The 24,317-nt window shown below is 56.7% G+C and carries 17 protein-coding genes; 13 read left to right on the forward strand and 4 right to left on the reverse strand.

The window, feature by feature from the left end; genetic code table 11:
• Positions 1–98: 98 nt before the first annotated feature.
• The 3 genes from HMPREF2920_RS07815 to HMPREF2920_RS07825 all read left to right on the forward strand — a co-directional run bounded on the left by HMPREF2920_RS07815 (position 99) and on the right by HMPREF2920_RS07825 (position 4,298).
• Positions 99–1,484: a Sau3AI family type II restriction endonuclease gene (locus tag HMPREF2920_RS07815; protein ID WP_070854138.1), complete on the forward strand. Its 1,386-nt coding sequence runs from the start codon at positions 99–101 to the stop codon at positions 1,482–1,484.
• A gap of 124 nt (positions 1,485–1,608) precedes the next feature.
• Positions 1,609–2,892, forward strand: coding sequence for a DNA (cytosine-5-)-methyltransferase (gene dcm / locus HMPREF2920_RS07820; RefSeq protein ID WP_069358840.1), 1,284 nt, complete (start codon positions 1,609–1,611; stop codon positions 2,890–2,892).
• A 23-nt stretch (positions 2,893–2,915) separates the two neighbouring features.
• Positions 2,916–4,298 (forward strand): MFS transporter, encoded by a 1,383-nt coding sequence (locus HMPREF2920_RS07825; RefSeq protein ID WP_070429347.1) that lies wholly within the window; start codon positions 2,916–2,918, stop codon positions 4,296–4,298.
• Here the strand turns inward: HMPREF2920_RS07825 and HMPREF2920_RS07830 are convergent.
• Positions 4,295–5,227 carry a bile acid:sodium symporter family protein gene (locus HMPREF2920_RS07830; protein WP_070854139.1) on the reverse strand — a complete coding sequence of 311 codons (933 nt, stop codon included), beginning with the start codon at positions 5,225–5,227 and terminating at the stop codon, positions 4,295–4,297. The genes HMPREF2920_RS07825 and HMPREF2920_RS07830 overlap by 4 nt on opposite strands.
• Positions 5,228–5,940: 713 nt before the next feature.
• Between HMPREF2920_RS07830 and HMPREF2920_RS07835 the strand changes: the two genes are divergently transcribed.
• The gene (locus tag HMPREF2920_RS07835; protein WP_049172010.1) at positions 5,941–8,106 is read left to right on the forward strand and encodes a DEAD/DEAH box helicase; all 2,166 of its coding nucleotides are present in this window, start codon (positions 5,941–5,943) and stop codon (positions 8,104–8,106) included.
• A 177-nt stretch (positions 8,107–8,283) separates the two neighbouring features.
• Here HMPREF2920_RS07835 and HMPREF2920_RS07840 read toward each other — a convergent pair whose 3' ends face one another.
• The 3 genes from HMPREF2920_RS07840 to putP form a co-directional block, all read right to left on the reverse strand.
• A complete protein-coding gene (locus HMPREF2920_RS07840) occupies positions 8,284–8,784 on the reverse strand; it encodes a hypothetical protein (protein ID WP_049172012.1) in 501 nt (166 codons plus the stop codon).
• Between the two features lie 108 nt (positions 8,785–8,892).
• The gene (locus HMPREF2920_RS07845; RefSeq protein ID WP_049172013.1) at positions 8,893–9,534 is read right to left on the reverse strand and encodes an HNH endonuclease family protein; all 642 of its coding nucleotides are present in this window, start codon (positions 9,532–9,534) and stop codon (positions 8,893–8,895) included.
• Between the two features lie 97 nt (positions 9,535–9,631).
• Entirely contained in the window at positions 9,632–11,155 is a 1,524-nt protein-coding gene (putP, locus tag HMPREF2920_RS07850) for a sodium/proline symporter PutP (RefSeq protein WP_070546799.1), read from the reverse strand.
• Positions 11,156–11,733: 578 nt separating this feature from the next.
• Between putP and HMPREF2920_RS07855 the strand changes: the two genes are divergently transcribed.
• The 9 genes from HMPREF2920_RS07855 to HMPREF2920_RS07895 all read left to right on the forward strand — a co-directional run bounded on the left by HMPREF2920_RS07855 (position 11,734) and on the right by HMPREF2920_RS07895 (position 24,269).
• On the forward strand, positions 11,734–14,973 hold the full coding sequence (locus HMPREF2920_RS07855) for a DEAD/DEAH box helicase (RefSeq protein WP_070854140.1): 3,240 nt from the start codon (positions 11,734–11,736) through the stop codon (positions 14,971–14,973).
• Positions 14,973–16,031: a hypothetical protein gene (locus tag HMPREF2920_RS07860; protein WP_070854141.1), complete on the forward strand. Its 1,059-nt coding sequence runs from the start codon at positions 14,973–14,975 to the stop codon at positions 16,029–16,031. Before HMPREF2920_RS07855 ends, HMPREF2920_RS07860 begins: the two co-directional genes overlap by 1 nt.
• Positions 16,032–16,033: 2 nt before the next feature.
• The gene (locus HMPREF2920_RS07865; RefSeq protein WP_070429341.1) at positions 16,034–17,209 is read left to right on the forward strand and encodes a metallophosphoesterase family protein; all 1,176 of its coding nucleotides are present in this window, start codon (positions 16,034–16,036) and stop codon (positions 17,207–17,209) included.
• Positions 17,210–17,212: 3 nt separating this feature from the next.
• Positions 17,213–19,870, forward strand: a complete 2,658-nt coding sequence (locus HMPREF2920_RS07870) for an ATP-binding protein (protein WP_070429340.1) — start codon at positions 17,213–17,215, stop codon at positions 19,868–19,870.
• A gap of 14 nt (positions 19,871–19,884) precedes the next feature.
• The gene (locus HMPREF2920_RS07875; RefSeq protein WP_049172025.1) at positions 19,885–20,376 is read left to right on the forward strand and encodes a MarR family winged helix-turn-helix transcriptional regulator; all 492 of its coding nucleotides are present in this window, start codon (positions 19,885–19,887) and stop codon (positions 20,374–20,376) included.
• A gap of 71 nt (positions 20,377–20,447) precedes the next feature.
• Entirely contained in the window at positions 20,448–20,900 is a 453-nt protein-coding gene (locus HMPREF2920_RS07880) for a MarR family winged helix-turn-helix transcriptional regulator (RefSeq protein WP_038628433.1), read from the forward strand.
• 169 nt (positions 20,901–21,069) lie between these two features.
• Positions 21,070–22,272 carry an ABC transporter substrate-binding protein gene (locus HMPREF2920_RS07885; protein ID WP_038628435.1) on the forward strand — a complete coding sequence of 401 codons (1,203 nt, stop codon included), beginning with the start codon at positions 21,070–21,072 and terminating at the stop codon, positions 22,270–22,272.
• Positions 22,273–22,302: 30 nt separating this feature from the next.
• The gene (locus HMPREF2920_RS07890) at positions 22,303–23,478 is read left to right on the forward strand and encodes a FecCD family ABC transporter permease (RefSeq protein WP_070549631.1); all 1,176 of its coding nucleotides are present in this window, start codon (positions 22,303–22,305) and stop codon (positions 23,476–23,478) included.
• On the forward strand, positions 23,478–24,269 hold the full coding sequence (locus tag HMPREF2920_RS07895) for an ABC transporter ATP-binding protein (protein ID WP_070549632.1): 792 nt from the start codon (positions 23,478–23,480) through the stop codon (positions 24,267–24,269). Before HMPREF2920_RS07890 ends, HMPREF2920_RS07895 begins: the two co-directional genes overlap by 1 nt.
• Positions 24,270–24,317 lie beyond the last annotated feature (48 nt).

The raw sequence follows: 24,317 nt of genomic DNA on the forward strand, positions 1-24,317 counted from the left end.
AACCCCCTATTCCGCCACAGTGGCGGGGGAGGGGTTTGGCTTTCGTATTTTGGCCGCAAAATTATATAAGCTAAACGCACCAGCATACGAAAAGAGATATGCAGGAATCGAGTGATGGGACATTTTTTGCTATGAAGAGCTTTTCGACTGAGCTAGGCTATGACGATTCTGATGTGGAGTCAGTTGTAAACTACGCCGAAAAGATAGTCGGAAAATCTCTTCGAGAGGCACTTGGTGTCGAGGATTTGGATGATCCGAGGGTAAAGCGAGGGGCATTCGGTTCCGCGTTAGAGACACTCTATTTCAAGATTCCGGCTAACAGTAATGCAGAAGCAGACTTTACAAAAATAGGCGTCGAACTAAAAAGTACGCCGATGAAATTGACTAGAAAAGGTGATTATTCCGCAAAGGAACGTCTTGTCCTTTCGATGATTGACTACTTTTCACTCCCTGAGGAACAGTGGGTTGAGTCGCATCTGCTGGCCAAGATTAGCCGCATGCTATTAGTGGCATACCTTTTTGAAAAGGATAAGAATCCTGTCGATTACCAGGTTCTTCTCGCGAAGCTTTGGGAACTGTCGCAGGATGACATTGTCCAGCTTCGCAGTGACTGGGAATTGATTCAGGAGAAGGTCCGACGAGGACAAGCGCACACCATTTCATCTGGTGACACGATGTACCTGGAAGCCTGTACTAAGGCAGCGAATAGCACGATTACGCGGAAGCAGCCATTCTCGGATGAGCCGGCGAAGCCTCGGGCATGGGCCTTTAAGCGGAGTTATATTGATGTCATTCTCAACGGCATGCTTAATGCTCAAGAGATTGAACGAAAGCAATCAGAAGCAGATATGGATTTGCTTGGGCTGGTAAAGAAGCGATTCGCGCCGTATATGAATCGTACCCTTACTAGCTTGGCTGAAGGCTTGGGTTACAGTAACACCCGCCTTCCTAAGCATATTGGCAGTCTTATTGTTAAGAGTATTCTCGGTGTGGACAAGGAATCTGAAATTGCTGAGTTTGTAAAAGCTGGGATCGTCCCTAAGGTTATCCGTTTGAAGAGAAATGGAAAGCCCAAGGAATCCCTATCTTTTCCAAGGTTTTCCTACCGTGATTTGGTGGAGCAAGATTTCGAGCAAAGCGAGTTCAGTGAGCAGTTGGCGCAGAAGTACCTCTTTGTTGTCTTCTGCGAAGATGAGTCGAATCTTGGAGAGTTTCGACTAGCGGACGTACTGTTTTGGCAGATGCCTGACTCTGACTTGGTAGAGGCACGTGCATGTTACGACCTGATGCGGGAGCGTGTAATCGACGGGCGCGCTAGCGAGTCGGTTAAGAGTACGGAGAACCGTTGCTGTCACGTTCGGCCGAAGGCTCGAAACAAGGCAGATACAGCTGTTACTCCGCGAGGTGAAACTGTGGTCAAAAAGTCCTTTTGGTTGAACGCGGGGTACGTGGGTGATGAGATCAGTCGGGTTCTAAATTCCTAGAGATTTAGAAATAGTGTTCGAATAAGGCGGCGGTTTTGGTTAACTATCGGCCAGTTTGATCCGGCCTCTGTGTCATGGTTAGAATCACTCTGACGTATCAGAACACAGTAGCGATTGGAGAAACGTGTCTGATAAAACCATTCGCGTAGCCGAATTGTTCGCGGGAGTAGGTGGCTTTCGCCTCGGCTTAGACGGCTATCAGGATCAAAGCGACGGTATAGCATCTCTTCCGGCGGCAGGACCATTTGAGACCGTGTGGGCTAACCAGTGGGAACCACCAGGAACTCCAGCTCGCCAGTTTGCATGGCGCTGTTATGTAAACAGGTTCGGGGAGAACAGCTGTGTGAATGAAGACATCAACGTTGTTCTCGACAATGCGGAAGCCGGGCTGTTCGAAATTCCCGATGTAGACATGGTTGTGGGAGGGTTTCCGTGCCAGGACTACTCAGTTGCCAAACCGCTATCGCAAGCAGGTGGGATTGAAGGGAAAAAAGGTGTCCTCTGGTGGGATATCTACAGGTTCCTTAAGCTAAAGAGCCCCAAGTATGTCTTGTTGGAAAACGTTGATCGATTGCTGAAGAGCCCTGCTACTCAGCGAGGTCGCGACTTTGCAATTATGTTGTCGTGCTTCGGTGACCTCGGCTACTCCGTCGAGTGGAGGGTGATTAATAGTGCTGAGTATGGTTTTCCGCAGCGACGTAAGCGGGTCTACATCTATGCAGTTAAGAATCCCGGCACCTGGGAATTAGAGCAGCGCGCTAAGGATGGCATCATGGCCGCGGCTTTACCAATTGAGGAACCTCTGCATTTCACAGAAGTTGTGATTCCAGAGGATCCATATGAAGCAACAAAGACGTTTTCACTAGGTGCCAAGAAGTCTCCATTCGAAACTGGAGGCATAATGCAGAACTTCAAGGCGCTGACATTTTCTGTGGTTGAGTCCTATGATGGGCCTCGACAAGTTCTTGGGGATGTCCTTGTTGATGAGTCTGCTGTTCCAGATTCTTTCGTTATTCACGCGGATGAAGTTCATAAGTGGGAGTATCTGAAGGGTTCAAAGCGCGAAGAACGAGTCAATAAAAAGACTGGTTTTACGTATTTGTACAGTGAGGGGAGTATGTCCTTCCCGGACTCGACGGAAAAGCCCTCCCGAACGATTTTGACTGGTGAAGGCGGAAAATCGGCCTCCCGTTTCAAGCATGTGGTTAAGGTGGATGGAAGACTGCGTCGTCTAGTTCCAGATGAACTGGATGCTCTGCAAGGATTCCCTAAGGGATGGACGGACACAGGAATGACCGACGGCCATCGTGCCTTTTGCATGGGTAATGCACTAGTAGTTGGAATTCCTCATTTGATTGGCAAAGAGTTGGCCCGGCGAATTGAAAGTGAAATGGGCGACTCTGACTAGAGGTTTTAGAAAGGACCGTTACCTTGTCAGCTTCCCGTTCGCGCGACCTGCTTCGTCGTAAAGCAAAGTGCGAATCTCAGCCGGATATCGCATCGGAGGTGGGAAGCAAACCACAAGGTCGGGATTCTTGGCAGGGTGAATTAGACGGGACTAAACAGCCGATTCCGCGAGAGATTTGGATTCTGGTCAGCGCTGCGTTCATCATTGCGCTGGGCTTCGGTCTGATTGCACCGATCTTGCCGCAGTACGCGCGCAGCTTCGATGTGGGGGTGTTCGCGGCCAGCTTCGTGGTCAGTTCGTTCTCCATTTTCCGGCTAATCTTCGCGCCGGCATCGGGCTCACTGGTAGAGAAGCTCGGATATCGACGCACGTACCTAACCGGCATCAGTATTGTCGCGTTCTCGACTTTGCTTGTCGGTATTGCGCAGACATATTGGCAACTGCTGGCGTTTCGTGCGCTCGGAGGCATCGGTTCGACGATGTTTACGGTCTCGGCAATGGGGCTGATTGTGCGGATTTCACCGCCGGAGATCCGCGGTAAGAGCTCGGCCGCCTACGGCACAGCCTTCCTGTTGGGCAATGTCTTTGGCCCGATCATTGGTGCTGCAATGGGCGCATGGGGCATGCGGATGCCGTTTTTCATCTACGGTGGGGCGCTGATCGTGGCAACGATTGTGGTCGGCATGTCGCTGAGTGCGGAGCATCTTCGCCATGTAGTGCCCAAGCGCACGACCCCGGTGCTGAGGTTCTCCGAGGCAATCCGTGACTCGGCATATCGGAGCGCACTAGTCGGAGCCTTCGCCAACGGTTGGTCGAACTTCGGTGTGCGCGTCGCGATTGTCCCGCTGTTCGCCGCGGCAACGTTTTCCCATGTTGGCACCCCAGAACCGGGCAGCGATGGGGCAGTAGCCGCCACTGCCACAGCTGGTTTCGCGCTGACGGCCTTCGCGCTCGGCAATGTCACGGCACTGCAGTTTTCCGGCCGTCTCTCCGACCGCATCGGCCGTCGCCCTCTGCTCATCACGGGCCTGTTCATCAACGGCGTGTTCACGGGCGCTATCGGATTTAGCAGCGGCGCCATTCCGCTACTGATTCTCTCCGTCCTCGCGGGTTTCGGCGCTGGCATGATCAATCCATCGCAGCAGGCCGTGCTTGCCGACGTCATCGGCGCCAACCGCCAAGGTGGAAAGGTGCTGGCCAATTTCCAAATGGCTCAGGACTTCGGAGCGATCTCTGGCCCGCTGATTGTCGGCGCAATTGTGGATGCCGCAGGGTTCAAGGCCGGTTTCTTTGTTTGCGGTGTCATTTCGCTGGTCGCAATGGTGGGCTGGATCTTCGGGCGAGAGACTCTACCAGCCCACTCGTCGAACAGCGGAGCCAAAGAAGCCGAAGCAAAAACAGCTTAAGCAGAAGCGGATTTGCTAGTTTCCTTGCCTTCATCGACCTTTCGGCAAATAGCCACATAGATAGCGCCAGTAATGTTATGCACCACAGCGGCCACCGCGCCGGGAAGCGCTGCCTCCGGGGTAAAGAACTTCGCTGCCATACCGGAGGACAGGCCAGCGGACTGTGTGCCGACCTCCACGGCCACCGTGCGCTTGCCCGCAGTCGGCATCCCCACCAGCTGGCCTGCAAAGAAGCCGAGCACGTAGCCCAGAACGTTGTGGATGATCACAGCCACAAACACAATCAGGCCAATGTTCGCCAGGCTCTCAGCGTTCTTGGCCACGGCACCGAAGACCACGCCACCGATACCGAGAATAGAAATCCACGGCAGGATTGGGAGGATCTTGTTAATAAAGGTATCGGCCACAAAGCGGATAATCAGACCGCCAATCACTGGCAGGAGGACTGTCTGACAGAGGCTCCAGGCCATCCCGAGGCCGTCGACCTCCGTGTGCGCGTCGGCAAGCACGAGCATAAGAAACGGCGTCATAATCGGCGAGACCAGCGTCGACACACTGGTCATGGCGACGGACAGTGCGACGTCACCGCGTGCCAGGTAAGCGATGACGTTCGACGAGGTGCCGCCGGGGACGGATCCCAGCATCAGCAGGCCGACGGCGAGTGCCGGGTTGAGGCCGAGGGCTTTCGCCACGGCAATCGCTAGCAGCGGCATGATGACAAACTGAGCAATGACGCCGAAGAGAATCGCCAACGGGCGCTTAGCGACCTGCTTAAAGTCCGGGATGGTCAGGGTGAGGCCCATCGCGAACATGATGATCATCAGGAAGTACGTGATGTAATCCGTCAGCGGAGTAAACGGGGCGGGGAAGAAGAATGCCAGCGCCGAACCCGCCAAAATAAAGCCCGGAAACCCGAGAACTCCAATCATTGCCGAGAGCTTCGACGGCTGTGTATCCGGCTGCCCGCCATTCCCAGAAAACTCGTCGGGATAATGTGGTTTTAGCGGGGACTGCCGGGGCGAAGACGGCTGCGTTTCTGGTGCGTTGTTATAGCTGGACATTCTCTAGCGACCTTGGGTTTATACGTTGTGTAGTTGCAAAAGTCCGCCGAACGGTGGGTGTTCCACGGCGGAAAATAGCTGATATGTGTACAAACTTGTAGGGAAAATGTTAGCCACCTCACCCCAGGAAATTACAAAATAGGCACCCCGAAGTGGGTGCAATGCGCTCGCTTAACGACGGCCCCAGCGCCGGGGCCTCATCCAAGAAATCGACCGCCTAGTGTTGTGACCTTGCGGACAGGAAATGGTTTTTTGACCGACGGTGGCGTAGTCTGGGCAGTCGGTGTGAAATCCTGACGACAATGTCGCAGAGAATCTGGCAGCGGTATAAATTCGCTGGTGAAACGCTTGAAAGTGCATAGTGCATGATGGGCGCCCCTCCTCGGAAGTAAAAGCTGAATTGGGTTTGGGCGCAATTTTTCGAAGTATGTGCAAGAGAAGCGATGTCATCGCAATTCCGACGTGAGAGCACTGAAAAACAAGAACGTAAATTGGGCGGGTCATGTATGTGCGACCCAACTGTGAGTAATCAACTGTTGAATATTGAGTGTGCGGGCGAAAAGGCCCAGGAAGAGCCCCAAATGGCTAATAATGAAATGAATGGCAGCGTCGAGGAAAACCGCGAGGATCAGCGCGAAAACCGCGAGGACGCAATTGTGAAGGCCGAGGATGTAGTGGCCGAGGAAGCACCGGTGGTCGAAGAGAAGGCCGCTGAGGAAAAGACCGAAAAGGCCGAGGTCAAGGAAAAGGCTGAGAAGAAGGCCGAAAAGAACAAAGACGACAACGACGACACCGTCGGCTTCGATGAGCTTGAGCTGCCGGATGACATTGTCAATGCAGTTCGCAAGGTTGGGTTTGAGACTCCGTCCCCAATTCAGGCTGCTACTATCCCGACTCTGATGAGCGGCCGCGACGTCGTCGGCCTGGCTCAGACTGGTACCGGTAAGACCGCGGCGTTTGCGCTGCCGATTCTGGCTCGCATTGATCGCTCCGTCCGCGCACCTCAGGCTCTGGTGCTTGCTCCGACCCGTGAGCTGGCGCTGCAGGTTGCGGACTCCTTCCAGTCGTTTGCTGATCACCTGGGCAAGATTCAGGTCCTGCCAATCTACGGTGGTCAGTCCTATGGAGTGCAGCTGTCGGGTCTGCGCCGAGGTGCGCAGATTATCGTCGGCACGCCTGGTCGTGTCATCGACCACCTGGAGAAGGGCTCGCTGGACATTTCCGACCTGCGTTTCCTGGTGCTGGACGAGGCCGATGAGATGCTGCAGATGGGCTTCCAGGAGGATGTCGAGCGCATTCTTGCCGACACCCCGGATGACAAGCAGGTCGCGCTGTTCTCGGCTACCATGCCGGCTGCGATTCGTCGCCTGTCCAAGCAGTACCTGACGGAGCCGGAAGAGATTACCGTCAAGTCCCAGACTCGCACTGCGGACAACATTCGCCAGCGCTTCCTGATGGTCAGCCACCGCAACAAGCTGGACGCGCTGACCCGCATCCTCGAAGTCGAGGAATTCGAAGCGATGATCATGTTCGTGCGCACCAAGCACGAGACCGAGGAGCTCGCCGAGAAGCTGCGTGCCCGCGGATTCTCCGCTGCTGCCATCAACGGCGACATCCCGCAGACTCTCCGTGAGCGCACGATTGATCAGCTCAAGGACGGCCGCCTGGACATCCTGGTGGCAACCGATGTGGCTGCTCGTGGCCTGGACGTTGACCGCATTTCCCACGTGGTCAACTACGACATTCCGCACGACACCGAGTCCTACGTCCACCGCATCGGTCGTACCGGCCGCGCTGGCCGCTCCGGCGAGGCGCTGCTCTTTGTCACCCCGCGTGAGGGACGCCTGCTGCGCTCGATTGAGCGTGCAACCAAGTCGCAGCTGCACGAGATGAAGCTGCCGACCGTCGATGAGGTCAACGACTCTCGCAAGCAGAAGTTCGCTGATGACTTGACCGAGGCGCTTGCTGATTCGCAGGTTCCGGTCTTCCGTGAGCTCATCGAGGAGTACGCAGAAGAGCACGACACCCCACTGGTTGATATCGCCGCCGCTATCGCTGCGCAGGCACAGTCGGGCGACTTCCTAATGAAGGAACCGCCGCGTGGCCGTCGTAACGACCGTGACCGTGATCGTTTCGACCGCGACCGCAACCGTGGCCGCGATGGTCGCTCCCGCGGTGAGCGCGGTCAGGGCAAGCGCGCTGACCTGGTCGAATTCGACCGCGAGGGCACCGCAACCTACCGCATCAGCGTCGGTCGTCGCCAGCACGTCCGCCCGGGTGCCATCGTCGGCGCCATCGCCAACGAGGGTGGCCTGTCCTCCAAGGACTTCGGACACATCGACATCCGTGGCGACCACACACTGGTCGAACTGCCGGCCAACCTGCCGCAAGAAGTCATCAACAACCTCTCCGATACTCGCATCTCCGGCCAGCTCATTGGGCTGAAGCTTGACGACGGCACCTCGGTCGACGACAGCGATGACTACCGCGGTGGCCGTGGTGGCTACCGTGGCGATCGTCGTGATGGCGGCCGCGGTCGCGGAGGATACCGTGGTGGTCGCGGTCGCGATGACCGTCGTGGTGGTGGCCGTGGCCGTGGTGGCTACCGTGGAAACTTCGATGACGGTGACGATTTCGGTGGCCGTGGTCGCGGTCGCGATGACCGTCGTGGTGGCGGTCGCGGTCGCGGTGGCTACCGTGGTGGCCGTGATGACCGTCGCGGTGGTTACCGAGGCGGACGCCGCTAAACCTGCTAGGTGAGGTGAGCTGGGGGGGGGGAGCGTCGTCAGGCGACAACCGACGACCGCCCTTGGCGCTGACCTAGAAAATAAAAAAACTGCCGGTGCGCATGTACTTCCAAGCCCTAAAAGTCGGGCCGAAACGTACAGGCGCACCGGCAGTTTTATTGTGTCTGAGCGTGAGCTCTAGATGAAGAACATCAGGATGCCGGCGACAACCCACAGCAGGGAGAAGATGCCGGAGAACATAGCCAGCTGGCCCTTCTGCTTGTCCCAGTCGAGCTCTTCAGCCTTCTTGCGACGCTCGATGAACTCCGGATCGTCAGCATCCTCGTCTTCGTCAGCGATGCCGAGGCCGGCCATCATCAGACGCTGACGCGGAATGACCAGGAAGAACAACAGTGCCCAGGCGATGATAGCCAGCAGAATTGCGGCGTGCATTGCCCCGGACTTCATGTAGGTCGACACATCGGTGAACATGACACCGAAGCCGAGCAGCGGCACGAGCAGCGACCACATGCCGTAGGTGCGCGAAATGGCGTGCATGGTGCGCGCGGCGCCGACCGTTCCAGCCTCTCCGCCGCGGGCTGCAAGCGCGAGCTTCGGGAACATCGAAATTGCGACAGTCACCGGTCCAAGCAGCAGAATTGCCGCCAGGACGTGAACCATAAGAACTACGTTTTGCACGTATTACCTTTCCACGACTGAATGTAGGCCTCGCGTTCAAGCGAGGAGTGGCCTGGATATTTCTTTATTAAGACCAGTCCTTAACTTAACGTGCTCGCACTATTTTCTCTATTTCGTGCCTTTCCTCGCGCGGATTCCACACGCAGTGGCCATCGCCTTCCAGTCTGCCGACGATACGGGCAGGTCCCATTTAATGGCCACCGCTAAGTAACGATGCGAGTAGTCACACGCCTTCGCATCCTCGGGAAGCCATTCCGCCGGGCTGGCATCTCCTTTATCCCGGTTGACCGCGCTTCGCGTGGGCACGAGGTTGGTCTCGATATCGTTGGCAAATTGCCGACGCCTCTCGGGATCCCAGGCGTAGGCTCCGAAATCCCACGCCGCTGCCAACGGATAAATGTGGTCGATATCGACCTCATGCGCACCAACCGGGTCACCCGTGTAAGGGTCAGGGATTTCGCGCGGGGAGCCGTCGTCAAGCGAACACGCCGAGCCCCCGAACCACGCCGCCAACACTTTATGGCGTGTATTGCAATCGGCAGAACCTGCCCAGACGTCGAAGCGCTCGCGCTTGTATCCGGTGACGGTGGGGCGGTCGGCGACGACGCGTACGGTGCGCAGTTGCTTGACGACGGCTTCCGTCTCCGAGCCCGCGGGGGAGGAGGTGACGAGAACTCGCGTAAGCGCAAAGGATGAGACAAAGGCGGCAGTCAGGGAGGCGGCCAGGATGGCAAATAAAAAAGGGCGCATACCTAGTTGGGCGCGAAAAATACTTTTTCGGTTCCCTTGTAGGTATGCGCCGGGGCTAGCCTGCGGGGCTAGCGGAGGCCAAGCCTAGATCAAAGCGTTAGACCAGAGCCTGCTTTGCTGCGTGGTCGAACTCTTCCTTGATTTTCTCGTTCGGCTCCTTGGTAAGCAGCGTGACAATGATCATCACGACAGTTGCAGCGGCGAAGCCCGGGACGATCTCGTAGAGAGTGTCGCTGAGCGAGCTCATGCCCCATGCGAAGGAGACAACCGCACCGGTGATCATGCCGGCAGCAGCACCTGGCGTGTTCAGGCGCGACCAGTAGAGGGCGGCCAGCAGCACCGGGCCGAATGCCGAGCCGAAGCCAGCCCACGCGAAGCCAACCAGATCCAGAATGGAGCTGTTCGGGTTAGCAGCGATGATTGCGGCGATGATGGCGATCAGCGCGACGGCGACGCGGGAGAGAGCCATGTAGGTCTTCGGACGCAGGGACTTGTTGACCGTTGCCTTGAACAGGTCCTCGATTAGCGCGGAGGAAGACACCAGCAGCTGCGAGGAAATGGTGGACATGATTGCTGCCAGTACTGCAGTCAGAATCAGGCCTGCAATCAGCGGGTGGAACAGGATGCGGGTCATGTCCAGGAAGATGGTCTCGTAGGAAGACGCATCAGTGACCGAAGCATCTGGGTTCGTAGCGAAGAAAACAGTTGCGGTCAGCGCCACGAGGACGGAGCCGAGCATGCACAGTGCCTGCCAGCCAACGCCCCAGCGGCGGCCCTCGGTTGCGTCCTTTGCACTACGCAGAGCCATGAAGCGAACGATAATGTGCGGCTGGCCAAAGTAGCCCAGACCCCAGCCGAGCAGACCGATAATCGTGATTAGCGGAATGCCAGCGAACGGATCGAAGAAGGCCTCAACCGGCTGTCCCTCGCTGCCCGGGTAGGGGTTGTTAGCAGCAAAGCTGAAGATGTCCGAGGCGGAGTTGCCATTGTTGATTAGGTAGATGATGCCGACAGTCGGAACCGCCAGCAGTGCGATGAACATAATGATGCCCTGCACCGTGTCTGTGTAAGACACCGCCAGGAAGCCACCGAACAGGGTGTACGCGACAGTGATAGCCGCTACCAACAGCATGCCGACGAGGTAGTTGCCACCGAACGTCGACTCCCAGTAACGGCCACCTGCCACCATGCCCGAGGAGACGTAGAAGGTGAAGAACAGCAAAATAATCAGGCCTGCGGCAACGCGCAGCACCTTCGACGTATCGTGCAGACGATTCTCCAGGAACGACGGCACGGTAATCGAGTTACGAGCAATCTTGGTGTAACTACGCAGGCGTGGTGCGGTGAACTTCCAGTTCAGCCATGCGCCTGCGACCAGGCCGATTGCAATCCAGGTCTGGTTCAGACCCGAAAGGTAAATCGCGCCGGGCAGACCCATCAGCAGCCAGCCGGACATGTCCGATGCACCCGCTGACAGTGCCGCGACGAACGGATGTAGGCCGCGGCCGCCAATCATGTATTCGTCATACTCTGCAGTCTTTTTCCATCCGGTCCAACCGATGTAGACCATCAACAGCAGATAAATGACTAGTGCGATGATGAACCATGTGTGTTGGTCCACAGGGCAACTCCTCATTATTTATTAGTCGTACAGTCGGACTCGCGCACTACCTAGCGCACCAAAAAGCATTTTCGGCGCACAACTCAGTTTCGCTTAATCAAGTCTGCTTGACGACGTTCACAGCGCCGCGGCAGCATCGAGCCAAAAAGTGGCCGACGTCCACGGTGGAACCTGCGGTTCGCGATTCAGCACAGCTTCAGCTTCCGGACTATCTTCGACAGTCAGCGGAGCCTACTGGCACATGCGAACCATGGCAGAACTATTGCACGAGTCACACATTTTTAATTCTTGTGGCCTATACGACGTTTTCATGTGATGCGCTGCATTGCAAGATAAGAAGCGTTGAAAAAGCTTTTAAAAATCGGTTAAGTGCGACAAATTACCTGGGAAAAGGGGTATTTGGGTAGAGGAGGAGTAATTTTTGCAAGATACATAATTCGAACATGCGTGCTAATGTTGTGGTGTGGTGGAAAAGCTGATCCGGGGTGCGTGGCAGAATCTTCATTGAACAAATATCTGGTGGCGAAGTCGCCGGGTGATTAGACGGTGATGACTGAGCAAGCAGTGGGGAGGAAGTAATGGACCAAGTTGCTAAGTCAGCGGTGCCGTTGCTGCTGCACGCGGTCTGGAAAGATGATTCGGGTCTTCACCTATGGGTGGAGCGGCCAGAGGGGCACCGGATTATTGCGGACGTGGATTTGCTGGAAGTCCCGGCGCATCAGCGTCGGCTTTTTGCAGTGCTGGACCAGGGGAGTCGAGCGCAACTGACGCTAAAACTGCGCACACCGAAGGGGCGGGCAGTAGGGAAAGCGGTACCCACATGGGTGTTCCCGCCATGGGCTGCGGTGACGGCACTGGTGCAATTGCAGGAGGAAGTTTCCTCGGCGGCGATGGCACCGGATCTTCGGTTCTTTGTGGATGTTGTACAGGGATTGGATGCTTTCGCACGCTCTGGGCGGGCATTGGTGGCGCTGACGTGGGAAGACAATGAGTGGTGGCCGACGTGGCGGATGTCGGAGGGGCTGAGTGAGATTGCTTGGCAGAGTCAGGTCATTTCTCGTACACCACCGGTATTGATTGATAACGGAGGCGCCACGGTGGCTGAGGATTTCATCAATCGGATGTTTCATTGGGTCACCAACGCGCTTCTGGCCGATCTGGATGAACCGGCAGAACAGCGGCAGAGTTTCGTGCGGTCGTTGTTGCAGTCTCAGTCCCTGGGGCGTGCGACGCCGGGGGTGGCGCAGTCACTGGCAAAGTGGAGGCTGTCGGCCGATGGTGAGGATGTTCGTCTGCAGCTAATGGTGCAGGAACCTGTTGGTTTTGAAGGCCAGCTGGAAGACTTGCCGGATGTGGATCTTCCGCAGCTGTTGGAGTTGCGGAATCGAGCGGATGAAGAAGGCGGCTCAGTAACTCGCTTCAATCCTCGTTCAGCTGCGGTGGAACATGAGACTCTATGGCCATTGCGGATGTACTACCGCATCGGCGTCGCAGCTCCGGAGCGCCTGAATCCAGAAATGTGTCGCCGGTCCGTGCTGTCGCTGCTTCGCCCGCAGCTATTGGCGGCACAGGAGGCATTCCCAACGCTCAAATATGCGAAAGCAGCGGGACACCCGGGCTTGGATCTGCTGCTGACCTCAGAGCAGCTGATAGAGCTTATGACTGATGGCATCTCGCAGCTGGCAAAGGTTGATATCGATGTGATGCTGCCGCCGAACTGGAAGTCAGTGGAGACCACCCTGCAGTTGCACACTGAAGTCGTCCAGTTAGATCCGACGGGGCCTGCTGGGCGCCGTTCGGAACCGAAACTCGGATTTGACCAACTGGTTGATTACGAGTGGAAGCTGGCCGTGGGGGATGCCGTACTGACGGAAGCGGAAATGCGTGAGCTCGCTGCATCGAGTACGGGGCTAGTGCATCTGCGAGACCATTGGGTGCACGCGAACCCAGAGGTAGCTAGGGAAGCCCTGAAGTTTTTGGTGGAGCAGACCAAGGCCGGGGAGGAAACCGGTAAGGGGCAAGCCACCCTGAAAGAGCTGGTCTTCGACGGTGGCTTAGAGTCGCAAGCTCCAGCAGCAGTGCCAGTCGCCCCCAGGGACCCCTCTTGGCTCAAGGCGTTGGTGTCGAAGTACTCAGACGGTTCCACGGCCCTCGCAGAGTCGGTCGAGGTGCCACCGAGTTTTGTCGGTGAGCTGCGGGAGTATCAACAGCGCGGTGTGGAGTGGCTGGCGGATATGTCCAACCGCGGCTTTGGTGTCATTCTCGCGGATGACATGGGGCTCGGTAAGACTGTGCAAATTCTGGCGCTGTTGGAGTATGAGCGCTGCCGTCGGAAAGCAGATGCTACGGCTCAAGGGCACAAGACTTCGCTGCTGGTGGTTCCGACAGGTGTGTTGCGCAACTGGGCAGCAGAAGCGGCAAAGTTCACTCCAGAGCTTAAGGTTGGGCTGCTGCATGGTTCAAACCGCCCTCATGGTGGGGAACTACAAGAATTTATCGGAAAACACGATGTTGTTGTGACGACCTATGGTGTTGCTACCCGCGATGTGAACGAACTCGCCCAAGTGCAGTGGGATCATGTGATTGCTGACGAAGCACAGGCAATTAAGAACCCCAACGCCCAGGTATCCAGAGCGCTGCGGAGCCTGGGCTCGCGGCACAACATCGCCATGACTGGTACTCCGGTGGAAAACGACTTGGGCGAGCTGCGCACCATCATGGATTTCTGTAATCCAGGCATGCTGGGGTCGGCGAATGCATTTCGCAACAAGTTTGCGATTCCCATCGAGCGTGATGGGAATGCGGAAATGCTACTGCAATTGCAGTCGATTACAGCACCTTTTATTCTGCGCCGACTCAAGTCGGATCCAGCTATTGCGCCGGACCTGCCCAAGAAGAATGAGCAGGTGGAGATGGTTCCTCTCACGACGGAGCAGGCTTTCTTGTATCAGGAAGCTGTGAAGGACATCGAGGACAAGCTCAAGCGCTCGAAGCGGAATCGCTCTGGCAACTTCGGGCGAAAGAGCATCATCCTCGGCGGCATCATGAAGTTGAAGCAGATTTGCAACCACCCAGCGCACTACCAGCACGACGGCTCAGGGCTGCTTAATCATGGGCAGCATCGCTCGGGCAAGGTTGCACGGCTGGAAGAGCTCGTCGATGAGATTGTCCAAAACGGTGAACGCGCGCTTGTGTTCACGCAGTTCGTGGAGTTCGGCAAGATGCTCGCCCCTCATTTCAGCAAGCGCCTGGGCGTGGACATTCCGTTTATCCAAGGGGCAATGACTCCGGCACAGCGCGAGAAAGTAGTGGCAGAGTTTAATGCCCCGGACGGCCCACCAATCATTTTGCTGTCTACTCTCGCGGCAGGTGTTGGCATCAACCTGGTTGCCGCCAACCACGTCATTCACATTGACAGGTGGTGGAATCCAGCAGTTGAAAACCAGGCCACGGACCGCTCTTACCGCATCGGTCAGCGTAAAGACGTACACGTGCACAAGCTGGTCAGTGTGGGAACGCTTGAAGAGCGTATCGACGAGCTGATTTTCGAGAAGGCAGAATTGGCGGATGCGATTGTGCGCGCTGGTGAAACCAAGCTGACGGAGATGGACTTTCACCGTTTGCGGTCTCTGTGGCAATTGGACAAGGACAAGATTCAGTCACTGCGTGAATCGATGGACGCAGCGGAGTCAAAGTCCGGTGGGACGGTGACCGATGGGGTGAACCCGGAGGGCACGGCATCGGACTCCACAATCTCGGATGACGATTCGATTCCCAACAATGTGACCCCGTTTAGGGTCCAGAAGAGGTGGTACTGATGGCCGGTGACGGAGACGTGACATGGGGCGACAATGTCATCTTTGCCGAGTTTGGCAAGGGGCCCTCTGGAAAGCGTGGTCGTAAAAGGACTACGGCGCGAAGCGCGCCAGCAACCAGCTCGACGATTGAAAAGCTCCTGGCCACCCAGGACTGGGCTGGTGCATTTACCGGACAGCAGCGACGTGGAACCGCAGCGCGCGTGGCGGTCGAGCCACGTACTACTTTTGCCCGGTGGGTGTGGGAGTTCATCATCCGTGGCGCTGATTCGGGTCGTGTTCACAGAGGTGAGAAGTACAGGTTCGACGGCAATGTGCTGGGGCTTCGAATCGCGGATGGCTACATCATCGGTGAAGTGCAGGGCAGCCAGCCGGAACCATTTTCAGTCTTTATTCGGTTCCCACGGCGGGAGCAGAAACAAACTGACGACGTACTGCGGTGGTTGGTGAACAATCCGTCGGCCTTCACAGAGTTTGAGCACGGCGAGTTGCCGTATGATCAGATGGAAATGCTGTTGTGCGATGGCGAAGAGCACATTTACAGCGAATGCACCTGCCCGGACCCGGCACCTGTGTGTAAGCACACCGTTGCAGTTGCCGCTCAACTTGTCGCTGATATCGACCGCGATCCGCTGTCGCTACTACAGCTGCGCGATTATCCGCAGCGCGAATTGCAACGCCGGCTTCAGGAACTAACACAGCTGCGAAACCGGACTGCGCCGAAGCGCCTCGGGCTTGGTGGCGCGGTTCGGGAGAATCCCAATAAAACCGCCCAGAAGTCGAATGACGCTGGTGGAAAAGATAGCGGTGACAACGAGCAGAAGAAGGTTGCCGAACTTTTCGCTGTCGAAGCCGACTACTGGGGCAATGATTTGGAACGAGTCAGTGTTCCTTCGCTCGAGGTTATTGACCCACTAACAGTTACCGACCGCAGTTTGCTGCATGAAGCATTGCAGCCAACCTGCGTAATTTCGAGAGAGACCATTCGTGCAGTCGCTGATTTGGAAGATTGTTGGCAACATCTGCAGGAATCGCTGAGCCTGGGACAAAAGGAGCGCTAGTCATGAAATTCATTCACACCTCAGATTGGCAACTGGGAATGACTCGGTGGTTCCTAGAGCTCGACGGCGGTGAAGCCCAAGCTAGGTTCCACGAAAGTCGACTCAACGCCATCGATCGCATCGGCGAGTTGGCGATTAGCGAAGGCGCTGAGTTCATTGTCGTCGCTGGAGACGTGTTCGATTCCAACACATTGCCGGACAAGGTGTTTTTGCGGGCTCTTGAGCGAATCGCCAAGCTACCCGTGCCGGTGTATTTCCTACCCGGCAACCATGATGCGCTTGATGCTTCTTCCATTTATCGACGTAGTGCTTTCGAATCTTTGGAAGACCGAGGAGTTTACGTAATTCGCGACAGCGCGCCCATTGCAATCCGTGACGGGGTGGAACTCATCGGTGTGCCAGTGCGCGGCAAGTATTCGGCAGACGACATCGTGGCGGAAATAGCCACGGAGCTTGAGCCCGCCGATGGAATCCGAGTGATGGTCGCACACGGCCAAGTAGAAGGCTTTGGTGCTGATGCAGGAGCCACCATTGATCTGACCAGCTTGGAACAAGCTATTGACCGCGGGGCGTTGCACTATGTTGCGCTGGGGGATTCCCACTCCACGAGCCAACTCGATCATGCTGGCAGAGTTTATTTCTCCGGCGCACACGAAACCACAGCGTACGACGACAAAGAACGGGATTCCGGCAATGCACTCGTCGTCGACATTGTAGAGAGCGGCCCCGAAAAAGGCTCAGTTACCGTGGCCTCCCACCGAGTGGGGCAGTGGGCTTTTCATGCCATAGACATGGATATCACTGGCGCGGAAGACCTCGATGAGTTCTTTGCTGAACTGGACGGTATCGAGGCGAAGACAGACACAGCGGTGAAGTATTCATTGCGAGGAACCGTGACACTGTCAGAGTCGACTACCTTTGAAAACCGACTTGAGCAGTATCAACAGCTTTTCGCTGCACTTTATCGCCGGGAAAGTGGCTCCGATTTGACGGTGGTTCCGTCCGAGGGGGATATCTCTAATCTCAATCTCACCGGTTATCCGCTCATAGCTGCAGAAAAACTAACGGTCTTGAGTAAGGGACGAACCGAGAGCGGTAGCCCCCTATCAGAATCTGAAACCACCGCAGCAGCCGATGCGCTTCGCTTGCTGGCCCGCCTGGCAGGAGAGAAGGAATAAATCATGCGTTTTCACGACATCGAATTACACAATGTACGTGCGATTGATTCACTCTCAATCACAGGGCTAGCCGAGCGGGGCGTGGTAGTGATTTCCGGTGAAAACGAGTCGGGTAAGACGACAATCGCCAAAGCTATTCACGTTGCGCTGACGACAAAATGGAAGTCCAGGTCAAGCGAAGCGCTTAGTCTGAACAGTCACTCCAGCCAGGAAAAGCCGCAGGTTAAGCTCCGTCTGGAGCTTGACGGCTACGAATTTACGCTGGACAAGATCTTTGGTAGCACCAAGGACACCGGCACAATCGTCACCGTCCACTCGCCGACAGCCGAGGTTCTTAAAGATGACCAGGCGGAAGAGTGGCTGGCCGCCCGAATGCACAATGCGGACACCAAGAACCTGTGGCAGGTTTTCGTTGCTGAACAGGGACAAGCGCAAAAGACACTCTCCTTGGGCGGTTATGCGCAGGTCACAAGCGCACTGCAGTCGGCATCGGGGCAGCGCGCGGAAACCGCAGAAGAGGTAGGTCTGTTTGAAGCCGTTGAAGCTGAATACGGCAACTATTTCCAAAAAAATGGCAAAGAGCGCAAGCAGCTTACCGACGTAGACAAGGAGCTGGCGGAAGCCCAGCGGGTGCGCGACGAAGCGGCGAAAAAGGTCCGGGAATTCGAAGCGCTCAATGAGGAAGCTGCTCGTAATGAAGAAAGCCAACACACGCAGCGGGCATCGTTGCCAGAAGCCAAAAACGAAGTCGAGCATTGGGCGCAGGCACTCGAAGAACTCGAAAAGTTCAGGGTTGCCGTGTCCCAGGCACAGGAGGTCTCTGCAGCGGCGAAGCAGAAGCTGGACTTAGCTAAACAGGCTCAGCAAGAGCGCGAAACCTTCATTCAGCAGGCACAAGATGCCAGGGATCAGCATTCCGCCACAGAGAAGAAAGTTGCTGAACTTAAGGAAGCGTTCGATAAGGAGGTCGCAGCTTTAAAGAAGGCGCAGGAAAATCGCGATGCGGTTGTGACCGCGTACCGCGAAGCTCGAAAAGCAGAAGAGCTGGCTGCAGCTGAAGTCGCATTGGGGGAGAAGCGCAGCTTGGTCGAAGCTCTGTCGAAGCGAGTGGAGAAGCTCGATGAGCTCCGTGCACAATTGGCAGAGCACAAGGAGGTAATTGCACGAAATTCCGTTACCGAGGAGGTACTGGAAAAACTGTTGACCTGCGAACGCGAAGTTGCAACAGCCACCGCTGTGCTGGAGGCGTCGAGCCCGAGTGTGCAGCTCTCGGCTAGTAGTGCGCAGGAGGTCACGGTCGACGGCGAGAAAGTGGGGCTAGCGCCGGAGGCTGAGTCAGTTCAACGTGCGGTTACTAAGCCGTTGGCCATCGAAGTTGGCGACGTCACGGTTGCTGTTCAGCCCGGAGACGGCTCAGATTCGCAGCAGCGCAAGCTAGAAAAAGCAGAGATATCGCTCAAGGAACAGCTTGAGGCGGCAGGCGCTGATTCCGTCGCGGAAGCACAAGAGGCACACACACGACGTCGTGAAGCGGAAAAAGCAAGATTCCAGGTGGAGACATCCATAACTGCGGTGTCCGACGGTGTGGAGTATCACCAGCTCACCGCAGAGTTGGACGATGCGAAGGAAGAAGCACGAGTACAGGGCGAGCGGTATCGGGCACTTGCGGGCGAGGATGCGCCGACGGAGATTGACTTGGTAGCGGCGAAGGCTCGGTTGGAAGAAGCTGCAGCGGGGCGTAGGGATGCCGAGTCGAAGCGTGACAATGCCGATATGCGCTTGTCGAAGCTGGAAAAGCGTCCTGCACACGCCAACTATACGAAGGCCAGCAGCGAGCTTGAAGGGGCTCGGTCCGTCCTGAAGGTCCGCGAAGATTCGCTCACGACGGCGCGAGAAAAAGCCTCGGATGCCGAGATCTTTGCTGCGGTGGAAAACCGAGGCAAGGACTATGAGGCGGCAGAAGAGCAGCTGGCTACGGCTCTGAAAGAGCTGGCGCAGCGGGATGCCGACGACGTGGAAGCATCGCTCGCGGGCGCTAAGCAGCGACGGGATGCAGTTGAGAATCGCCTGGCTGAGCTGGAAAAGCGCCGGCAAGAGATTCGGGTGCACTTGGACTATTTCGACAGCGCGAATGAGAAGCTGGCAGCTGCTGAGGGGGTAGTGGAGCGAACACAGCGAGATCGGGACTCGATGCGTCGCCGTGCAGCCGCCGCCAAGACTCTTATGGAGGTAATGACACAGGCACGTGCGGCATCGCGGAATGCGCTGGCTGACCCCTTGCTCCGCAAGCTCGAAGAGTACGGCGGCGGTGTGTTCGGTGCGGGAACCCAGTTCACGATGAATGAGGACTTGCAGATTGAGTCACGGTCTAATGCCGATGGCAAGTTCGATGTCGATGAACTATCTGGTGGAGCGCAGGAGCAGCTGGACATTCTGCTGCGCTTGGCCGTTGCCGGTGTCCTGGAGGGCGGCCAAGGCGCTCCGGTGATTATTGATGATGCGTTAGGTTATTCAGACGAACACCGTTTGCGGCGGATGAATAATGCTCTTGCCAAAGCGGGGCGCGATATGCAGGTATTAGTCCTGACGTGCGATGAAGCCCGTTTTGATCGCGTGACAGGAGCGGAATTTATGAAAATTCAGGATTTGGTTTCAAGATAGTAGGCTCTGTACATATGCAAGATGTTCCGTGGTTAAGTGATGAAGAGCAGCGGTTATGGCGCTCAATTCTGAACGCTAAACGGGCCGTTGACAGGTCAATTGACCTTCAGCTGCAAGATTCTCTCGATATTTCCACTGCAGATTTTTCGGTTCTGGTTGTTCTCTCCGAGGCTGAAGACAATGTTGTGCGCATGCGCACCCTGTGTGAGTCCCTGGAATGGGACCGCAGCCGAATGTCGCACCAAATTACTCGCATGGAGCGACGTGGACTAGTAACTAAGGAACGCTGCGCCTGCGATAACCGTGGTATCGATGTCACGCTTACTGAACACGGTCGAACCGTGATTGAGAAGGCGGCGCCGAACCATGTGAAGCTTGTACGTCATGTCTTGTTTGACGTGCTCGGTGAAAATATCGACTATCAGGGGATTTCCGCTGTGCTCGATAAGATTGCAGCGACCGCCAATGCTGCGGTCACCGATTCCGTCGACGGAAAAGCAGAGTAGTCAAAAGTTTTTCTGTGAGTGTTTTCTCATTTGTCTCCGCTTCGAGGCTCTCACCATTAGCCTAGAGCAGTATGAACTCATTTGAATGGCTGAGTGATGATGAACAGCTCTTTTGGCAGTCGATGGTAGCTGCTTTTCGCGAGGTAGAGCGCAATATCGAGCGGAGCCTACGCACTCGAACCGGGCTGACGTTCGCGGACTTTACCCTGCTCATCGCTCTGCATGAGGTAGAGGAGGGGATTCTGCATGTTGACAAGATTTGTGATCGACTGAAGTGGAACCATCCCCGCGCGCTGCTACATACCAACAGGTTGGAAAAGCGCGGATTTATTCACACCGAAGACCACGGCGAAGACCCGGATTCGGATTATGTCGTCGTCTTAACAGGCGTTGGTCGGCACGTGTTTGCCGAGGCGGCGCCGGATTATGTAGACACTGTTCGCCAGGAAGTTATTTCACCACTTGCTGATGAAGACCGCGAAGTGATGCTGAGGTGCTTCCAGTCGGTTCTCGAAAGGAAATAAGACTTCCAAGTCCTGCTAGTAAAACAATCACTAGCAGGGCGCTTTTTTCTCTACGTTTCAAGTTGTAAAGTAAGGCGTGCCTAAAGCAAAGGGGTGAGTGCTCACTTCTCTTTGTGCACCCTAAGTACCAAAAACTACGCAGAAATAAACAAGGCAGAAACTGAAACGCATGAGAGTCAATATTTTCGCCAAGGCTAAAACCGCGCCAAAGACCAAAACTCTGGCCGCAATCGGGTGTGCAGCGCTGAGCTTCGTCGCTACAGCATGCGGTGCGGACGCAGAGTCGAACGAGGCTGCCGACAACAAAGGAGAACTCACTGTCACTGATGTCGCAGGTCGCACTGTGACCTTCGACAAGCAGCCAGAACGAGTCGTGCTCGGTGAAGGCCGCGCCATGTTTGTCACCGCGATGCTTGACCACGAAAACCCGGGTGACCACGTTGTCGCCATGGGCAGCGATTTGCATTCGGGCGCGCCGTCGTTTGAAACCAAGCTTTTCGAGACGAACCCCGAGCTGAAAGACATGCCGACCATCGGCAATATCGCCAAGGGCGATGTCACAGTTGAAAACCTCATCTCCCACGACCCAGACGTGGTCGTCATGACCCTTGACCACAAGAAGGCCGCGGAGCAGTCCGGTTTCCTCACCAAGCTCGATCAGGCAGGTCTGAAGTACGTATTCACCGACTTCCGGCAAAAGCCCCTGGAGAATACCGCCAAGTCCGTCGAGCTCCTCGGCCAGATCGTCGATGAGCAGGACAATGCCAAGAAGTTCACCGACTTCTACACAAAGCGCGTCAACGAGATCACCGAACGTGCCGCCAAGCTCGAAGACAAGCCAAAGACCTTCGTCTGGCGAGCAGCCGGCCTCAAGGATTGCTGCTCGACCGTCAACAAGTCCAACCTCGGTGACCTTGTCACAGCAGCCGGCGGTGAGAACCTCGGAGACAGCCTCCTCGACACCGAATCGGGCGACGTGACCGCAGAGAAGGTCCTGTCCGTCCAGCCGGAGAAGATCATCGCCACCGGTGGTTCTTGGGCGCTCGATCCGAAGAAGCCGGAAGTGCTGCCACACGTCGAACTCGGCTACACCGCCACCCCAGAGACCGCACAGCGCACTCTGGAAGGCCTGCTGAAGACTCCGGGTTTTGACACCCTGACCGCGCCGAAGAAGGGTGATCTGTACGCCGCCTTCCACCAGTTCTACGACTCGCCGTACAACGTCTTCGCGCTCGAGCAATTCGCCAAGTGGATTCACCCAGAGGAGTTCGCTGACCTCGACCCGGTCGCTGACTTCGCCAAGTTCCACAAGGACTACCTGCCCTTCGAACTCAGCGGCACCTTCTTCACCGCGCTGGAGCCGACCAAGTAACCCATCTTCCACCATCGAAGAAGGAATCCGATGACTTACACCAATCTGCACGCTCCCGCGTCAGGGCTTGACGACGAACCCCGCGAGTCCACCTCCACCAACGGCAGTGGAGGTCAAGAGTCGCAGCCCGCCACCGAACAGCACGAGTGTCCGTCGTCAAGCACGACCTACGACTCTGCGCGACAGTACCGACGACGCTCCGCCCGGAAGATTGCCGTTATTGCGGTGCTGGTGGGGCTGGCCGTGTGCGCGTTTGTAGTAGCGACGATCGTGGGGCCGATGTCACTGAGTGTGGGGGATGTCGTGCGGGGTATCGTGAGCCCGAATGACGTTGATGAAACCACTCGTACGGTGCTGTGGAAGCTGCGCCTTCCTGCATCAGTGATGGCAGTGCTGATTGGTGCAGCGCTGTCGCTTGCCGGTGCACAGATGCAGACAATCCTCGACAACCCACTGGCGGAGCCGTTTACCCTCGGTATTTCGGCTGCAGCGGCGTTCGGTGGGGCGGCATCGATTGTGCTGGGCTGGGTGATTATTCCGCATGCGCAGTTCAACCTGGCGGCCGTGGCCTGGGTATCATCCGTCATCGCGGTGGCGATTGTGGCGGCGGCGTCGGTATGGCGCGGCTCGGGTAAGGAATCGATGATTCTGCTGGGTATTGGTCTGGTGTTTCTATTCCAAGCGCTGTTGGCGCTGTTGCAATACCGCGCGACTACCGAGGCGCTCCAGCAGATTGTGTTCTGGACGATGGGCTCGCTACAGCGCGCGAACTGGGTGGCCAACGGCATTATTGCGGCGGCGCTGCTGATCGCCATTCCGTTCACCATTCGCTATGCGTGGGCGCTGACGGTGTTGCGGCTTGGCGATGCCCGCGCAAAAGCCGTGGGCATCAATGTGGATAGGCTGCGCATTGCGACGCTGATTGTAGCCTCGCTGCTGGCGGCAACCGCAGTGGCCTTTGCCGGCATCATCGGCTTCATCGGACTGGTCGGCCCACACATTGCGCGCATGCTGGTCGGTGAAGAACAGCGCTTCTTTGCCCCGGCATCGATGGCAGCAGGTGCGGCGCTGCTTGCGGCAGCTCATGCGGTATCCATCACGGTGGTGCCGGGTGTGGCAGTGCCGATTGGCATCATTACCGCAATCGTCGGTGTCCCATTCTTTGTCGGTTTGGTTTTCCTGCGTAAGAGGACGGTGTGGAACTAATGGGCGTATTTCTCGATGTCAACGAAGTAGCTGCAGGCTATGGCAAGCGGAAGGTGCTGCGCGGGGCGTCGATGCGCACGCTGAAGCCGGGTACGGTGACGGGTTTGCTCGGGCCAAACGCTGCGGGTAAGTCCACACTGATGACCACCCTGGCGGGGATTCGAAAGCCCATGTCCGGGGAGATTGTGCTGACCCGTGACACTGAGCGGGTCATCGGCTCCGAACTGCGCGATGTCGTCGGCTACGTGCCCCAGGATTTGCCAGCAAGTGCCTCGCTGACCGCATTCGAATCGGTACTGGTCTCTGGCCGGCGCGCCGGGCGTCTGCGCGTGCGCGGCTCCGAGATTGAGCATACTGCGGCGGTTCTCCGGAAGGTTGGTATTGAGCACCTTGCCGACCGCTTCGTCGGCGAGCTCTCCGGCGGTCAGCGTCAGCTCGTCGCCGTCGCGCAGATGTTTGTCCGCGATCCCGAGGTCATGCTTCTCGACGAACCCACCTCCGCCCTCGACCTGCGCCACCAGGTGGAACTCCTACAGCTCGTCCGCGCGGAAGTCGCCTCACGGAGCTCCTTGGCGCTCGTGGCAATCCACGATCTCAATCTCGCAGCCCGCTACTGCGATGAGCTTGTCATGCTTCACGACGGCCACGTGGTTGCCCAGGGGAGTCCTGCTGACGTTCTCACACCGGATCTTTTGGCCCGCGTCTATGGAATTCGAGCCCGCGTGCTTAATGATGGAGGCGTTCCTGTGGTGTGTCCTATTGAGGAAGACCAGGTTTCTGAGGCCGCATAGTGCGGATTTGGCTGGGGTGCGGGGCATTTCGCTAATCGCCCCAGCCAA

The sequence above is a fragment of the Corynebacterium sp. HMSC075F02 genome (assembly GCF_001838335.1).
Lineage (GTDB): Bacteria > Actinomycetota > Actinomycetes > Mycobacteriales > Mycobacteriaceae > Corynebacterium > Corynebacterium jeikeium_D.